At 36.6% G+C, this 15,709-nt stretch carries 14 protein-coding genes and 1 tRNA gene; 8 read left to right on the forward strand and 7 right to left on the reverse strand.

From position 1 onward, the window contains the following. Positions 1–18: 18 nt before the first annotated feature. A complete protein-coding gene (locus DI076_RS04600; RefSeq protein ID WP_108958813.1) occupies positions 19–1,698 on the reverse strand; it encodes a P83/100 family protein in 1,680 nt (559 codons plus the stop codon). Positions 1,699–1,821: 123 nt separating this feature from the next. On the opposite strand from DI076_RS04600, the gene serC reads away from it, so the two are divergent. Genes serC through DI076_RS04620 form a run of 4 tightly spaced genes read left to right on the forward strand, consistent with a single transcriptional unit; the run spans position 1,822 to position 5,648 of the window. Next, entirely contained in the window at positions 1,822–2,919 is a 1,098-nt protein-coding gene (gene serC / locus DI076_RS04605) for a 3-phosphoserine/phosphohydroxythreonine transaminase (protein WP_108958814.1), read from the forward strand. Continuing rightward, the gene (locus DI076_RS04610) at positions 2,912–3,550 is read left to right on the forward strand and encodes a hypothetical protein (RefSeq protein ID WP_108958815.1); all 639 of its coding nucleotides are present in this window, start codon (positions 2,912–2,914) and stop codon (positions 3,548–3,550) included. Before serC ends, DI076_RS04610 begins: the two co-directional genes overlap by 8 nt. Next, positions 3,547–3,984, forward strand: a complete 438-nt coding sequence (gene rpiB, locus DI076_RS04615) for a ribose 5-phosphate isomerase B (protein WP_108958816.1) — start codon at positions 3,547–3,549, stop codon at positions 3,982–3,984. Before DI076_RS04610 ends, rpiB begins: the two co-directional genes overlap by 4 nt. Then, complete coding sequence (locus tag DI076_RS04620) at positions 3,915–5,648, forward strand: concanavalin A-like lectin/glucanase (protein WP_245918272.1); 1,734 nt, start codon at positions 3,915–3,917, stop codon at positions 5,646–5,648. The genes rpiB and DI076_RS04620 overlap by 70 nt, the downstream gene beginning before the upstream one ends. On the opposite strand, the gene DI076_RS04625 is transcribed toward DI076_RS04620, so the two are convergent. From DI076_RS04625 to DI076_RS04640, 4 genes are read right to left on the reverse strand one after another with little or no spacing between them, the layout of a single operon-like run. Next, entirely contained in the window at positions 5,610–5,999 is a 390-nt protein-coding gene (locus DI076_RS04625) for a hypothetical protein (protein WP_108958817.1), read from the reverse strand. The genes DI076_RS04620 and DI076_RS04625 overlap by 39 nt on opposite strands. Continuing rightward, on the reverse strand, positions 5,996–6,187 hold the full coding sequence (locus DI076_RS04630; RefSeq protein WP_108958818.1) for a CopG family transcriptional regulator: 192 nt from the start codon (positions 6,185–6,187) through the stop codon (positions 5,996–5,998). The genes DI076_RS04625 and DI076_RS04630 overlap by 4 nt, the downstream gene beginning before the upstream one ends. Continuing rightward, entirely contained in the window at positions 6,187–6,795 is a 609-nt protein-coding gene (locus DI076_RS04635; protein ID WP_108958939.1) for a tetratricopeptide repeat protein, read from the reverse strand. The genes DI076_RS04630 and DI076_RS04635 overlap by 1 nt, the downstream gene beginning before the upstream one ends. Then, positions 6,767–9,538: a hypothetical protein gene (locus DI076_RS04640; protein ID WP_108958819.1), complete on the reverse strand. Its 2,772-nt coding sequence runs from the start codon at positions 9,536–9,538 to the stop codon at positions 6,767–6,769. Before DI076_RS04640 ends, DI076_RS04635 begins: the two co-directional genes overlap by 29 nt. A gap of 51 nt (positions 9,539–9,589) precedes the next feature. On the opposite strand from DI076_RS04640, the gene DI076_RS04645 reads away from it, so the two are divergent. After that, positions 9,590–10,564, forward strand: coding sequence for an alkaline phosphatase family protein (locus DI076_RS04645; protein WP_108958820.1), 975 nt, complete (start codon positions 9,590–9,592; stop codon positions 10,562–10,564). On the opposite strand, the gene DI076_RS04650 is transcribed toward DI076_RS04645, so the two are convergent. Together DI076_RS04650 and DI076_RS04655 are read right to left on the reverse strand one after the other, a co-directional pair. Further along, positions 10,561–11,730: a tetratricopeptide repeat protein gene (locus tag DI076_RS04650; protein ID WP_108958821.1), complete on the reverse strand. Its 1,170-nt coding sequence runs from the start codon at positions 11,728–11,730 to the stop codon at positions 10,561–10,563. The two genes, DI076_RS04645 and DI076_RS04650, sit on opposite strands and share 4 nt — an antisense overlap. Then, the gene (locus tag DI076_RS04655) at positions 11,727–13,412 is read right to left on the reverse strand and encodes a tetratricopeptide repeat protein (RefSeq protein WP_108958822.1); all 1,686 of its coding nucleotides are present in this window, start codon (positions 13,410–13,412) and stop codon (positions 11,727–11,729) included. Before DI076_RS04655 ends, DI076_RS04650 begins: the two co-directional genes overlap by 4 nt. Positions 13,413–13,492: 80 nt before the next feature. On the opposite strand from DI076_RS04655, the gene DI076_RS04660 reads away from it, so the two are divergent. The 3 genes from DI076_RS04660 (at position 13,493) to DI076_RS04670 (ending at position 15,597) form a co-directional block, all read left to right on the forward strand. Further along, positions 13,493–14,152 (forward strand): class I SAM-dependent methyltransferase, encoded by a 660-nt coding sequence (locus DI076_RS04660; RefSeq protein WP_108958823.1) that lies wholly within the window; start codon positions 13,493–13,495, stop codon positions 14,150–14,152. Between the two features lie 73 nt (positions 14,153–14,225). Next, positions 14,226–15,509 (forward strand): UvrD-helicase domain-containing protein, encoded by a 1,284-nt coding sequence (locus DI076_RS04665; protein WP_108958824.1) that lies wholly within the window; start codon positions 14,226–14,228, stop codon positions 15,507–15,509. Positions 15,510–15,523: 14 nt separating this feature from the next. After that, positions 15,524–15,597, forward strand: a tRNA-Val gene (locus DI076_RS04670). The last annotated feature ends 112 nt before the right edge of the window (positions 15,598–15,709 follow it).

The raw sequence follows: 15,709 nt of genomic DNA on the forward strand, positions 1-15,709 counted from the left end.
AAGAATCAGCAACACTCCTTACGGAGCAATGGTTTTGAGTAAACTTAAGTCTTCTTTTTTGAAGACTTTAATCGTTGTTTTGTCTCCTTCTTTTGGTTTTCCGGTTACGTAAATTTTATCTCCAAAAAATGTGAGTTCCGAATTTTCTTCGACTGGTTCTTCTGTCCGTTTTTCAAACGTTAGATCTGATTTAAAACGTGATACATGGTATTTGTCTTTCACCTTTTCAATCACATAAATTTTGTCTTCACGATTGATCATAGGTGTTCGCCAGAAAATATCCGCTGATTCACTTGTCTTTTTTACACCTAATTTATCTGGATCAAGTAACACGAGTTTGTGTTTGCGAGTTTCTACTTTTTCTCCATCATAACCAAGCACAAGTACCCCTTGGTTTGCAATTTCTTTAAACTCCTTAGAACATATATTATTGTAAGGACTTTTGAATAAAGCATCATCTTTTGCTGGATCAATGGCCCAAAGTTCATTGGAATAGTGACCGTCTGTATCATATTTGATAAACTTCATAAAAAGGATTTTGTTGTTCACAACATTATCACTTTGTTCTTCTTTTTTCTTCAGTTCTTCTTTGGTTTGTGCGAGTTCTGTTTTTAATTCTTCAACTTTCGCTTCTACCTTTTGAACCGTGTCATCTTTTTTTGCACCATCACTTGAAGTAGTGGTTCCTGTTCTTGCTTCTTCTTTTTTAGCAAGTTGCTCTTCTTTTTTGTTTAGTTCTTCTTTTTTTGCTTCGACTGCTTGGGATTTCTCGTCAGTTTGTTTTTTCTCTTGTTCGATCTTTTTGACTTCTTCCGTTTTTTTCTCGATCTCGGCTTTATTTTTTACAGGATCTTTTTTCAGTTCATTCAGACTTGCGACGGCTTCCGCTTCTTGTTTTTTAAGAGCTTCTTTTTTGTCTTGGAGATCCTTACCTTCTTTGGACACTTCGTCTTTTTTATCTTGCAAAACCTTTTTTTCATCTTTGATTTTATCAGTTTGCAACTTGTCCATTTTTTTGGCTTCGTCTTCCATCTTTTGTTTGGTGGCAGGATCTTTTTCTTTGTCTTTCACCGTACGATTTACATCTTTTTCCAATTCATCAGTGGTAACATCTTTTCCGTTGTCTTTTAAGATATTCCCTTCAATGGGAATGATGATTTGTGTTTTGCCTGGCCAGTTTTTATAAACAGTATCAATCCCCAATTTATCAGGGGATGTAACTTCCATTACACCAGAAGTGTATTTTTTTCCAAAAAATTTGGCATCCTTTCTGTGAGTTGCATTGTAGTACAAAATGTACTGAGCGAGTGTCTCAGCATTACCTACTTTGTATTGAAAAGACTTTTCAATGTAAGAAGCAAGGATCCTCGCAATGGAGTTGATATGATCAAAACTTTGGGATTCAGAGATAATTAGGATATCGGCTCCGAGTTTTCCATCAGCACCAGGTAAAATCCTTTGGATTTTTACCCCATCCACAGTTGCCGAATTTTCCTTGGCCAAGGTTTCTGCGAGTTTTTTACCCGTTTCCGTGTTTTCTTGGATGATGTCGTCCGAAGCCTTACGTAGGGAACGGTTGATGAATTCAATTTTTTTGGATCCCTTGATTTCGGATTCACCGAGAGGGGCTTTGGATTGGGCTGTCAGTGAAAAACCGACAACAATTAGACAGATGATGATGGAACGAGAGATTCTCATTGTTTCCTCACGAAATTAGGTTTCAGATGCCCACAAGATTAACAACCTTTCCGATTCTGCAAAGCAAGTTTTCGAATAAAAATCTATTTACCAGGGGCTGGACATTCAAAATTCTGTGGGAGAATGCCTACGTTTACACACAGAATCTACAATTTTAATGCAGGTCCCGCCATGCTCCCTACCGAGGTCATGGAAGAGGCTCAGTCTGAATTCCTCAATTTTAGAGGAACTGGTATGTCTGTTATGGAAATGAGCCATAGAGAAAAACATTTCCAGACCATTTTAGATGAATCCGTTGCTGATTTACGAGAACTCTTAAACCTACCATCTCGTTATGCGGTCGTTTATTTTCCAGGTGGAGCGACATTACAATTTTCAGCGATTCCTTTTAATTATTTAGAATCTGGTGATTCAGCCGATTTCGCAGTAACTGGCGTTTGGGCAAAAAAAGCCTTCGAAGAAGCCAAAAAATTCTACCCAAATGTAAAATCCATCTTCAATGGAGCTGATTCCAAATACATGGAACTTCCAACCATCACGGACGCTTCTGTCAATGATGGTGCAAAGTATGTGTACATCACTTCCAATAATACAATTTATGGGACAAGATACAAAACTTTTCCCAAATTGAAAAAAGCTCCCCTCATTGCAGACATGACAAGTGAGTTACTCAGTCGTAAACTTCCAATCGATGATTTTTCTGTCATTTTTGCGGGAGCTCAAAAAAACATAGGCCCATCTGGACTCACCGTTGTGATTTATGATAAGGAAAAACTGGGAAAAGTTTCTCATGCAATTCCCAACCTTATGAATTTTGAATTGATGGAAAAAAACGGCTCTCTTTATAACACACCACCTACCTATTCCATTTACATTGCAGGACTCGTTTACAAATACCTAAAACGGAAAGGTGGACTTTCTGTTATGGAAGAAATCAATGAAAGAAAAGCAAAAAAATTGTACGATGCCATTGATGCTTCTTCTTTATTTTATGCCCCTGTACCAGAGGCTTTTCGTTCTGCAATGAATGTAGTGTTTCGAAGCCATAATGACAGTTTAGATTCCAAATTTTTGTCACTTGCCGAAGAACAAGGGTTTGCTGGCCTAAAAGGATACCGTGAGGTAGGTGGATTTAGAGCAAGTATCTACAATGCAATGCCAGAAGAAGGTGTGGATGCACTTGTATCCTTTATCAAAGAGTTTGAAAGGACAAATGGTTAAATTAGGATTAGGGATATTTTTCTGCCTCACGACAGGTGTTCTCTATGCACATTCTGTTTGGATTCCTGAAGGAAATTATGGCTGGGAAGAAGCAAAACAATGTTATGTGACTTTGCAAAAAGAAATTCCGCCAAAAGCCATTAGCCCTGACATCCAAAATTTGGATCGAACCAAAATGGCTATTTTTGCTAGAGAATCAGCGGAACTTAGAATCAACTCATTAGATTGTATCAAAGCTTCGATCACACTTCCCGAAAAAGATTCCAATTTGGGAGAACTGTTAACACCATCACTTCTTTCTGGACTCAAATGGGAAGAATCCTATTTCCAAATAGAATGGAGGATCCTTCTTTCTGAAAATAGAACCTATCCTCTTACTCCCAGTGAGATTCTGGTCGCCAAACAATGGCTAGAGTCTCATAACGAAATCAAACAAGAAATTTTCGCACTGACAATTGAATATTTATCCGAAAAAAATCCAAGTTCCAAACGTGAAAGGTATTTAGACCTATTCACTGGTTATTATGGAAGTTTGCTCCGAGAGAGAGATAAGTTTCTACTCTCCCTTTCGGTCGAAAGTTACACGTCTTACACCGATGCCCTAAAACAAAGAAAGGAAAAATCCGAATGAAAGAAAAAATTGGAATCGCCTCTGATCATGGAGGATTTGCTCTCAAAGAATTCCTCAGGAAAAGTCTCGAGGAATCGTATGAATTGGTCGATTACGGTACTAAGAGCGAAGAGTCCGTCGACTACCCAACCATCATTGGAGATGCTTGCCGAAAGGTTCTCTCCAACGAAGTCCCAAGGCTCATCGCTCTTTGTGGTACTGGCATTGGAGCGTCCATTGCAGCAAACCGCTTCAAAGGCATTCGAGCGGCCCTTTGCCATGATGAGTTTACGGCGGAAATGTCCAAACGCCATAACAATGCCAATGTACTCGTTTTAGGGGGAAGAGTTCTCGGAACAGACTTAGCTCTGAGAATTGTGAAAAAATGGATCGAAACAGATTTCGAAGGTGGCAGGCACCAAAAACGATTGGGTCTTATCGAAGAACAATCCTAATTTCCCTTTGTTTCCTTTTTGTAGGGACCTCTCTCTTTTCATGGGAAGTCCCCAAAAAGGAGACTGTCAACTTGAGCCTTTGGAAAAAAATTGGTGTTGTCGAACACAAAGAACCCGGCAAAAAAAACACACTCAAACCTAAAGAAAATACACCCAAGTATGGTGAGTTATTTTTTGATTTTGAAGGGGAACCAAACGAACCAAACCTTTCTGAATCGGGAACCTCTTTCCCTTCCAAGTCAATCTCGGTTGTTTCCTCTTCTTACTTAGAAGATACCAAAACACAATTTTTTGGTAAAAAATCCGCATACTTTTCTGGTAGAAGGAACCAAATCCATCTTTCCGTTTCGGGAAACTCAGTTTTTGGAACCCACCCAGATCCATTCAGCATTTCCATTCCACTCCGTATGGGAGAACAAGGTGCAGGTTCCGTGATCTTGGATCGAACTGTTTATGTGAAAGGGAAAAAATACGGCATATCACTTGAATTAAACGAAGGGAAACCAACACTTTTTGTGAACAATCTTTTGCAAAAAACTGATGGAAGGACAAGTAGTTTTGTATTAGAATCTTCTGTGAAAATCAAACGTCAAACATGGGAAGTCATTTCCATTTACTTTGACACGCTAAACCATCGTTATGTGTTATTTCAAAATGGTATTGAAACCGCAGAATATGAAAACAATTCACCAGATACAATTGGTTTTGGTTTTCCTGAAAATGATTCAACTCCTTTGGTTTTAGGAAAATCTTATTATGGTAATTTGGATGGTTTTCACATCCACAAAGGGGAACCAGAAACTCGTTATACAAAATTTGAATCTGTCAAGTATGATGATGATACAAAAATTGGTACGATGGAAGGAAACCTTACAATTTCCCCTATCTTAGAAACAAAGTATAGTAATTCTATCTTACAACAAATCCAATGGAAAATTGATAAACCACAAGACACGATGATTGAATTGTACTTTCGAGGTTCGAATCAAAAATTCAATGAATCGAGTTCCCTTTCTTGGACAAGGATTCGTTCCCTTACTTCAGATTTGCCAAAACTTCGTTTTAAATTCTACCAATGGAAAATCTGGTTTCGGCCAGATCCTATGGGAAAAACTGTTCCTAATATTCAATCACTGAGTTTCGATTATACTGAACAATCTCCTCCAGACACTCCGACTCTGTTTCGATTGGACCCAAACAATACAAAAGAAGATCAAGTTTGTTTTTTGTGGAACTCCAATCACGAAAAGGAAGTGCAAAATGGTGGTGGTTACATCATCCATTATGGCCTTTTACCGAATCGAATGGTTGGATCCATTTTTGTAAAAAAGAACAAAGGGAATGAACTTCGCAAAATTGACGGGAACGATGAAAATAGTAGTTTTCGCAACAAACGATTTTGCGTAGATGAAGATACGCTCATTACAAATATTTATATCCCAGAAGGACAATTAGAATCACCGGAAGACCGAAATTTGGCAGACCAAGTTGATTTTTCAAAAAAAGAAAAACGTGGGCATTTGTTCCAATCAGGTTTAACGTATTATTTCAGAATCTCAGCTTACAATCGTTATCTAAATGAATGGGATTCGAAAGACCAAAGGAGTGCTCTTTCCCCGCCAATTTCAATTAGTTTCCCGAAGGAAGTTTCGAATCTTAAGTAAGGGATGATTCAAAAATTCATCCTTTCCATAATGATAAAACACATCCATTCCTTCATTTAACGCAGACACTTGTTCCAAACCTAATCCTTCCGACAGAAGTAACTCCGATCGAATTTCATTCATTGAAATAGGGAAAATTTGATCGGTTAGATCCTCTAAGTTCCGTAGGATCATCTTCTTTTTTTCGGCACTCACAACACCTAGAATGGTAAACACTAAATGAATGGAATATACCGAAGTAAAAAATCGTGTATTGGAATCAATAGAGGTAAGTAATAAGTTTTTTATCGTTTCCTTTTTATCGGACTGGAGCAATGGAACTAAAAAACTGGCAGATAAATATACTTTCAAGGAAAGATCTCCGTGAGATTTTGCACAGCCTTTCGCCTAAGTATTTCCGATTTTTGGATGATTTCATTTTTTAAAGCCAAACGAATGAGTTCTCCTTGCGAAATCGCCCTTCGAGTAGCTTCATTTTTAAGTAATCTTTGTTCTTCTTCTGAAAGTAAAATCTGAAAACGTTTATCAATTTTTGCCATTAATCTTCTTCTTCCAATTCCTTTTCGGCTTTTTCAAATTTTCGCCAATACAAACTTGCGTCCTTCCATTGACCAAGTGACTCATAAAGCGATGCAATATTATAATAAGATTCTGTTAATCGATAATCAAGTTTTACGGCTCTTAAAAAAAGTTTGATCGACTTTTCTTTGTTATCCGAAAACCACTCGCTGAAAGCCCATAAATAATACCATCTTCCTAAGTTTGGGTCTCTTGGTCTTACTTTTTCCAAATGTAATACATTTTCTTGGAAAAGTTTTGAGGCTAAGTTATAATTCTTTTGGATGATTTTTGCCTTATTGATTCTATCCTCGGCTGGTTCATCCGGTTTTGGTACTGACAAATCATTCCGATACAATAAAGCCTTTGCATATAATAATTTGAAATACAATTCGTTTTGGCTCAGTTCGAGGTAACGTTCCAAATAAGGAATGGAATTGGTTTCTTCATCCACTTTATGCAAACCATAGATTTGTTTTTTTAAGGCGATCGTTTCTTCTTTTTTTTTACTTCCGCCTGCAGAGATGGATGTAACGATTACGAAACAAACCGATACTAATTTAAAAATATAAATAGTAGTTTTGTCCATCATCTGGAAATTTCATTGATTTGAGTTCGTGAGAGAATGGTAATTCTTGTAATTTTTGAACAACAGTTAAGTATAAATCCTTTGCCGAGACGATCAACATCATGTTAGGTGAAGTTTCAATCAAACGATCTTTACTTTCCAAATAAGTTTGGATCATTTCCACAAAATGTTTTTTGCTACGTTCCCATTCGGGAGAAGGATGGTATTCAGGCCAATGGATTCTCAGGACATTTGCTGCTCTTTTTCCTCCAAAGGTTGCTTGCATAAAGGATCGAATCATCCACGACAAACTGTCTTTTAAAAATTCAGGTTTTCGTTCTTCTTTATCAACTAGTACATGTAAAGCGGGAATTACTTGTTTTAGCTTATCTTGGATCATTCGTTTATGTGAATCCAAAAACTTTCCTCGTTCTTCTTTATTCAATAGTACTAGGAATATTCCAGGAAATCCAAGTGTTTCCATATGAAAGGCTATGATGGTCTCAGTTTGCAGTAAAATTTCCCAAGAGAATTTTTTTGAAACAAAACGATCAAGTCTCACATTTTCGTCTATCTCCAAAGAAGCAAAACCAGATTCATCAAATGGTAAATAAGGATCATGGTGTAAAAATATCAAATTGGATCGTGTATTATAATCAAGACCTGATGAAATTTGATTATGAAATGAACCGAGTGAATCATTCAAAAACAAATAGGAAAACCGAGGTGAACCCAAACGGGAGATAAAGTTTTTTGTATATCCGACTATGCCGTCATAAGAAATTTCATTTTCACGGTAAATTTTATCAAGAAGGCTATACTCAAATCGTTTTTCTTCAGGAATAGAGGTAAAGATATTTTCAGGAATGGAACTTTGTTTTGGTTGGAGTGTTTCCTCACGTTTTGTCACATTGGAAACCAATCTTTCTAATTCTGGATTAAAAATTGTTTCTCTCTTTCTTTGGACCGCATCTAATATGGCAACACGTTTCCAAGCAGCAGGAGGTAAAATTTTAAAACTCATTTTTTTCACAGGAATTTGATTCTTTATAATAGGTTCTATTTTTGTTTCAATTCCTTCTTGATTCGATTCAGTTTTTTTTATCAATTCATTCTCTTCGTGAATCTCCGCATGACGAGGAAGGGATTCCCCTAACATCGGTGTAGTTGCCCATCTTCGTTTTAGATTTGCCCAAAACACAAATAAAACCCAGGGCCCAATAAAAACGAATCCAAAACTAAGCATATAAGCTGGATAGGAAGCATATCGATACACAGACAATCCTGAAACTATGCCAGGTTTTCCTTTTTCTTTATCTAGATAATAGGATTGGAATTTATGGTGTAAAAATCCTACCGATTCCTTTTTGGAATCAGTATGCCTTAGTTTTGAAAGCTGAGTTCCATTCCATAACCGAGGATTGAATAGAACCTGTTCCTTACTTTTGTTATCAGACAATTTTATATCTACAAACGGAAAATAAAATTCATCTTTGTCTTTTTCTTTTTTAGCATATAATAAATTAGGATTGAGAACAGTCACAAGAACCGTTTTTAAACTATCTTCCTTGTTTTGAATGGGAATCATGTAAACTAAATCCATTTCAGATTCAATCAAAATGGATTTTGGATTTTCTTTCATCTTTTGTAATAATAGAAAAATTTCAGATCCAAATCGATTTTGGAGAGTAACATCAACCTGCTCCATTTTCCATTCATAAATTTCAGATATTACTGACTCACTGATCCCAAATCCATTTGTATGATTTAAATAATTTGACCTAATGTTTTTTTCAAGACCAATCAAAGTATTTTCAAGTTGGGTCAATCGGTGTTTGGTCCATGGCCTGTAATAACGATAGTCTGGATATAATTCCCAACTTTTTTGGTAAAAAACAAGCAGAACCAAATAAACAAGTATTGGTATCACAATCCGTTTTTTGAAATGGAAATGTTCGAAATGAACAACCATCCAAACAAAACGTATATAAAATAATCCAGTAAATGTGATTAGAAACAGGATAAAACAACCATAACGAATTTCTTCAATTTCTGAATCTGTTTGTCTTAACAAATAAATGGAAAACCGATCCTTTGTTTCTAACAATAATTTAGAGAATTCACCATCGATTTGCCAAGTGATTTCCTGGCCTTCTTTGCCTTGGAACAAACCTAATAATTCGTTACTCTCACGATCACCAGAAAGTATCGATTCATCATTGGTATATAAGATTTTTTGAGTATTCGGTTGGAATACCCAATACAAATATCCATATTCTAAATTTGGATTTTGAACAAATCCGTGTGAAAAATTAAATTTTGGAAATACAATGAAAAATTTCCCTGTGGTAACCCGATACACATAATCACCGTTAGATAAAACTTTAATTTTGCCTTCCAATAATCCAGATGGGTCTTGTCTCAATTCTTCCTGGAAAATTTCGTTTGTTTCGTTTGTACTATGAATCAAACGTAAAGAATCATCATATAATCGTACGTATTCTAAATGTAGGGATTTTTGAATTTGTTGTGTGACTTTACTCGCACGATAAGGCAATTCTGAGTCACGAACAAAAAACTCAATTGTATTCAAATACTCATTGGTTCGATTTTCATCGTAGCGCAGAAGAGCCGTGATCAGATTCGTTTTCCTTTGGATGGGACGAATCCATTCAAAATAACCGTAAAAAAGGAAGGTAACAAATAACGAAACGGAAATGAGACCAAAAAGAATAGACAGGTTTCCGAAATTTCGTTTCATCATTCTTATTATCGGGTTGTCAATAGGCAAAAACCAATCGGTCTAAGGAAAGGAATGATTTTTTATGTATTTTTGGATGGAGTTGGGATCGCAAACTATGATCCAAAAACCAATCCATTTAGCCGTTTTGCAAAAGGGTTTTTAGCGCCTGTTGGAGGGATTTCCAAATTCGACCTTGATCTCCCAGTCAATGCCAATCATATCCATTATGTAAAAACGGATGCCCATATGGGTGTTCCTGGTCTCCCCCAATCAGCTACGGGCCAAACAGCACTTTGGACAGGAATTCCTGGTCCCAAGGTTTTAGGTCGTCATGTCAGCGGATTTCCGACCATTACATTACGGAAAATCATAGCAAAATACTCTCTTATCAAAGTTTTAAATGAACAGGGAATCCTCAGTGATTTTTTAAACTGTTTTTCGCCGCCTTACTTAAAACATGTGGAAGAGAAACCAAAACTAGTTTCTGCTTCCACACTTGTCCAACTTGCCAGTGGTAGGCCTCTCAAAAATTTTGAGGACCTTCGAAATGAAAGAGGACTTTATATGGACCTCACACATGAAATTATGGGAACACTTGGTATCGATATGTTAAAAGATGGAGATCCCCTCTTAGAAAAAAGAGATCCATACCTTCTTGGTACAAAATGTTTCCAACGATTTTCAAACTACCAACTTACTTTGTATGAATATTTTTTAACGGATAAGGTGGGTCATGCAATGGATTGGGAAAAAGCAGAAAAAGTGATTTTAAATTTAGAGTCATTTTTTAAAGGACTTTTAACAAATCTAAACCCAAACGAAGATCTGTTAATTGTTTCCAGTGATCATGGGAACATGGAAGACTTAAGCCAAAAAAATCATACAGAAAACCCAGCGGCCACCATCCTGTATGGAAAGGATGCTGACCGCTTCGCAGAAAATATACATTCGTTAGCTGATATTGTTCCGGAAATTTACAAAACTTTCGGATTAGAGGAAGCTCTGTTCAATACGCATACGAATGAGTTTCTAATGGAAACCAACTAAAATTCTAAATCATTTCCCGAATCAGGTTTCCCTGAATAAGAATTCGGTTTATTTGAATTAGAATCTGACGATACATCAGAATCTTCTAAATCATTGTGGTCAGTAAACTGATCTAGAGATTCTTTTTTCCATGCAATCGCCTTGTCGGTAATCTGGTTTTTAGGGTATTTGTCTACAATGGTTTGGAAAATACCGGCTGCTTTTTCAAACTTACCTTGTCTGAAGTAAATTGTTCCCTTTTTATAAAGTGAAGCTTGGTCTAGTGAATAATCACTATTATTCAATACCTTATTGATATATGTTAGTGATTCAGTTTGTTTTCCTATTGCATCATAAGCAAGTGCAATGAAATACAAAGCTTCTTCTTCTTTTTTGGGAGAAGGATTCACAGATAAGGATTTCTGAAACAATTCAATTGATTTCGCATATTGTTTTTTAGTATAATTGTCTTTTGCTTCTTTGAATACTGAGTCTTTATACTCACCAACTACTTTTTCATCCGCTCCAGCAAGTCCATCTTGGGTTTCGATGTATTCATCAAATACATCAAATGATGCCCAATCTTTTCCTAATTTACGTAAAGTACGCCCCCAACCAATTCTTGATTCCGTATGGTTGGGATCTTCTTGCAAAGACAAAACATAATTTTTACGAGCGGTTTCATACTGACCAATTTTGTAGTAATGGTCAGCGAGTGCCATGAAGGTTTTGGATCGAAGTTTATTGTCGGAACTAGATTGTAAAACCGATTCCAAATGCGCCTTTCCTTCTGGTTCATTTCCTATCTTTAAAAGCAAATTTCCAAGAGAATAACTCAGCTTATCTCGATCCTCTTGTTTCCAGTTTGAATTTTTTTTGAGATCTTTGTAGATGTCCAATGCTGGATAAAAATCCGAATTTTTTTCCAAGGCTCTTGCTTGGTTGTATTTAATTTGAAATTCATATTTTTCCAAACCTTGTTTGCCAGCCAATTCAGAAAAGATAGCAATCGCCTTCTCTTTGCTATGCGGATTGCTTTGTTTTAGATACTCTTCACCTTCTGCAATTTTTTCTAATACCAATTGAGACTGGTCTTCTTTTGCAGAAATATTGGTTTGGTAATAGGCAGTGGAGAGTCCAGCTACAATAAATAACAAACCTGCTAAGGATACGATCACTCGACTCATAAATTACCTCTACCCACTTGATTTAGGGTTTGATTCGTCCAAAATTCAACTCTTGATGGAGAATAGGATTTGGTTTCCTTTTTCAAAAAACATTTTAAAGCCTTTTTGGTGTCACCGGTTTTTAAAGCACTAACACCTAAGAAGAACATTGCTTTTCCCCTTAAGTAAGAACTAGTTTCATATTTTAAATATTCTTCTAAACGATAAACGGCTGTTTCAAATTTCTTTTGGATCACCGTTTCTTTTATGATCCGATTCAACTCTGTTTGCCCTAAATCGTATGTAACTGTTGCTTGTGTTTCTTGTTTAAAATCATTTACAGGCTCAATGTTTTCTTTAGGAGGAGCCAACTCCGTTGGAGTTACAACATGTTCATTTTTATAAATTTCAGATTTTTCGGGTTCTTTTTTAGGTTTTGATTCCGCTACTATATCTGGTTCTTCTTTTGGAAGATTATCTTTTGAAAAATCATATTTAAAATAAGATACGTTTTCTTTTAAATTATAATCTTCGGGAACGGAACTTGATTTTGCGGTGACACCAAAATACAATTCATCAATTTCTTTTAACTCTTTGATGAAAAAATTAGTTTTGGGATGAACAACAGTTGCAACCTTAACAACTGTTCCTTGATTAAAGGATGATGCACCTTGGTTTAAGGGACGAATGGAAGCATACAAAGTATAAATTGTTGTTTCATCAGCAGCTTCTGGACTTAACCAACTGATCACTGCTCCTTTGCCAACACGTTCATACCCTAATCCTCTCACATGTAAAGCTCCAGTTAAGTTTGGTGTCACTTCATTAGAAGCAACCTCAGGGTTTTCTTTTTTAGGAGTTTCTTCAACGATTACTTCTGCATTTGCTTTATCGGATTGTTTGATATAAAAAACACGTAGTGTCGATTTTTTATCTTCTAGAGGAAGTGTTTCTTCACTTCCCACTTGTTTCACAGAAACACCATAATACAAGGTTTGGGATTTACTTAAGTCTTGGTCTAAAAAGGAAGTTGTAGGATGAGTGAGCTCTGAAAGTTTCTCTGCTTTTTGCATAAGTGGAAGACTTGTGAGAGGTGAGTTGGAACGATAGACAGTGTAAATAGTTCTTCCCGCAGTCGCACCTTGTGGTGGATTCCAATTCAAACGGATGAATCGTTTTTCGATATTGGCCGTGATTCCAGATACACCACCCACCATTGATTGGATGTTAGTATCTTGTGGGAACGCAGGGAAATCTGGATTTTGCCCTACAACTGGTGTTCCATTTTCTTCAGCAATGGTTACGGGTATGATCGTATAGTTTTGATTGGCAAACAATTTGACTTCACGTTTGCGAACATCAGAAACCATCACAATCGCGTAATAGTACGTTCCTGGTTTTAAATTATAATCAAAGTACAAACGAGTTGCATTAGGACCTGATGCTTTGTAACGGCCAAGTGAATCTGCAATGTACAGTTTATCTGGGCTATCAATCATTACATTGGATCTGGCAACGATGATTTCACCTTCTTGTTTGGGTGAATCCCAATCGATACGAATGGATTTTTTGTCAGGCAAAAGACTCGCATGAATTGCTTTTGCAATCGATGGATAACGACTTTCCTCAAATCCGGAGTCTGCCCAAACCGGGAATTGAGAAAGTAGCAGTACAACCGTCCAGAGGTGAATCGAGAACTTCATACTTAGATTTTCGGTGGTTGTCTCCCTCGAATTGAATTTTTCGTTTGTACTTTCCCCTCTTTTCTAGAAGATTTGTCATTATGTCTGAAACGGAATACTACCGTTCCCAAACTTACCAAGAATATTTGCTCTCAAGCCATAGAAGAGAGGTTTGTCCTCCAGAAGATGTGTATGCATTTTTCAATTGGAAGGGCCTAACCAATTTGGTTGATTTTGGAAGTGGGCTTGGGTTTTATTTTCAAGACTTCCGCAAATGGTTTCCAAATGTTTGGATTTGGGCTGCGGAATGCCAACAAGACATCATCGATCGAATCTTACGTAGAAAACTCATGGAAGGGATTGAACAACTCACCCCCTTTTATATGGACCAATCAGACCACCCTCTCCTTCCAGAATGGGTTCCAGTTCCCGAAATCATTTTTGCTTCCCTTTCTTTATCCACCTTCCCAAACCCAGGTTTGGCGATGGATGGGCTCATTCGTTCCATGAAGGCGGGTGGAAGGTTATTCATCGTGGATTGGTCAAAAACAGAGTCTGGATTTGGTCCGAAGATCAATGAAAAAATCTCCATGGATAAAATGAAATTTCTAGCAGAGGAATACAAACTCGAAGTGACAAAATCTGGTAGGATCTCTGAACATTTTTATGGAATGGAAGTTCGTGCCAGTTCTCATTTTATTTATGGTTATTATGATTTAAAAGAAGAAGAAGATGAAGACTCTGCTGTCTTTAAAATTTAAACGATTCCATTTTTAGGTGATCAATTCAAATCAATTATAGATCCAATCTGATAATCCATTACCTCAAGTATGTATGTGGAGTTTGGAACAAAAGGAAATCATCACTAGCAAAAATTCCATTATACAAGTGATAGCTGGTGCTGGCTCAGGAAAAACAGCAACCATGATCGGACTATTAGAGGAACGAGAAAAAAACCAAACCATCCACCCAGACAAAACACTCATTGTCACATTTACCAAAAAAGCCACAAAAGAATTCAAAGAACGTTGCGAGAAAAAAGGCCTTTCTCACTTATATCATATTTCCACCTTTCATTCGTTTTGTTATCATTCCTTAAAACATTCCCATTTTCAAAAAAATTGGTCCAAAAGTAAACTCCTATCAGAATCTAAAAAATGGGAAATGACCAAAAAAATATTAGAGCCAAATCGTGAACTGATAGGTGGTATTCCATTTTCTATACTCACAAAACAAAATGGAAAGTATTTACGAAACCTATCAACAGCGATCTATGAAAACTACATCACTTCCTTTCAAAACTGGAAACGAGAGAACAATTACTTTGAATTTGATGATTTAATCCAAGAATTTTTAGATTTTCTAAAATCAGAAGATTCTCGAACCCTCAAAAAAAATTGGAAATCTCTCATCATCGATGAATTCCAAGACACAGATGAACAACAATTGGAGATCATCAAACGGATGGAGTTTGAATCCATCACAGTTGTGGGAGATGATTGGCAGGCAATTTATGGATTCCGGGGTGCCACTCCCAAACCATTTTTAGAATTTCCGAATCATTTCCCAAATGTAAGCCAATACAAATTATCAACTAACTACCGATCAACGAACGCTATCATTCAAAAAAGTTTATTACCCATCAGACAAAACAAAAACAAAATTCCTAAAAAAACGATTTCCTTTCGAAAAGAAAAAGGATTTTTCCATTTGGAAATTAAAAAAGAGAACGATCTATTCTTAGAAACAATATGGAAAAAATACCACTCGATTGATTCAGATTCGGTTGTACTCACACGTAGTAATTTTCGCAAAACCGAATGGATCCAAGTGGGAGTGCCCATAAAACAGGTGATGACAATCCATAGTGCAAAAGGTTTAGAATTTAAAACTGTGATTGTGGATTTATGCCAAGGTTGGAGTGAAGATCTGAGTACAATCGACTTCGAAGAAGAAAGAAGGATTCTCTACGTTGCTTTGTCTAGGGCAAAAGACAATTTAATTGTTCTTATGAACCATACTTCCGATCCAAAAAGTCTTTGTGACCGATTGAGTGAAGAATTTTCCCTCTGGAACAAGTGGCGAAATCGTACTTTACGGTGGATAAGACTCTGGTGAAGTGGTTTTACCTTGGGGGATTAGCTCAGTTGGTTAGAGCGCTACCTTGACATGGTAGAGGTCACTGGTTCGAACCCAGTATCTCCCAAGATCATCTCTATTTACATTCAGTCGTAATACCTTCCGATTTTTTATTTTTATTACCACCAAACAAAGTTTCGGCTTGCCTTTCCAATCCATTCCTTTCAAATTCGAGAACG

Origin of the sequence: Leptospira ellinghausenii (assembly GCF_003114815.1) — a bacterium.
GTDB lineage: Bacteria > Spirochaetota > Leptospiria > Leptospirales > Leptospiraceae > Leptospira_A > Leptospira_A ellinghausenii.

Coding starts and splice junctions, on each gene's coding strand:
- DI076_RS04640 (WP_108958819.1), bottom strand. CDS start 9,538: ATGATGAAACGAAATTTCGGAAACCTGTCTATTCTTTTTGGTCTCATT.
- DI076_RS04650 (WP_108958821.1), bottom strand. CDS start 11,730: ATGAGTCGAGTGATCGTATCCTTAGCAGGTTTGTTATTTATTGTAGCT.
- DI076_RS04660 (WP_108958823.1), top strand. CDS start 13,493: ATGTCTGAAACGGAATACTACCGTTCCCAAACTTACCAAGAATATTTG.
- DI076_RS04665 (WP_108958824.1), top strand. CDS start 14,226: ATGTGGAGTTTGGAACAAAAGGAAATCATCACTAGCAAAAATTCCATT.
- rpiB (WP_108958816.1), top strand. CDS start 3,547: ATGAAAGAAAAAATTGGAATCGCCTCTGATCATGGAGGATTTGCTCTC.
- DI076_RS04645 (WP_108958820.1), top strand. CDS start 9,590: ATGATTTTTTATGTATTTTTGGATGGAGTTGGGATCGCAAACTATGAT.
- DI076_RS04620 (WP_245918272.1), top strand. CDS start 3,915: ATGGATCGAAACAGATTTCGAAGGTGGCAGGCACCAAAAACGATTGGG.
- DI076_RS04610 (WP_108958815.1), top strand. CDS start 2,912: ATGGTTAAATTAGGATTAGGGATATTTTTCTGCCTCACGACAGGTGTT.
- DI076_RS04655 (WP_108958822.1), bottom strand. CDS start 13,412: ATGAAGTTCTCGATTCACCTCTGGACGGTTGTACTGCTACTTTCTCAA.
- DI076_RS04630 (WP_108958818.1), bottom strand. CDS start 6,187: ATGGCAAAAATTGATAAACGTTTTCAGATTTTACTTTCAGAAGAAGAA.
- DI076_RS04600 (WP_108958813.1), bottom strand. CDS start 1,698: ATGAGAATCTCTCGTTCCATCATCATCTGTCTAATTGTTGTCGGTTTT.
- serC (WP_108958814.1), top strand. CDS start 1,822: ATGCCTACGTTTACACACAGAATCTACAATTTTAATGCAGGTCCCGCC.
- DI076_RS04635 (WP_108958939.1), bottom strand. CDS start 6,795: ATGGACAAAACTACTATTTATATTTTTAAATTAGTATCGGTTTGTTTC.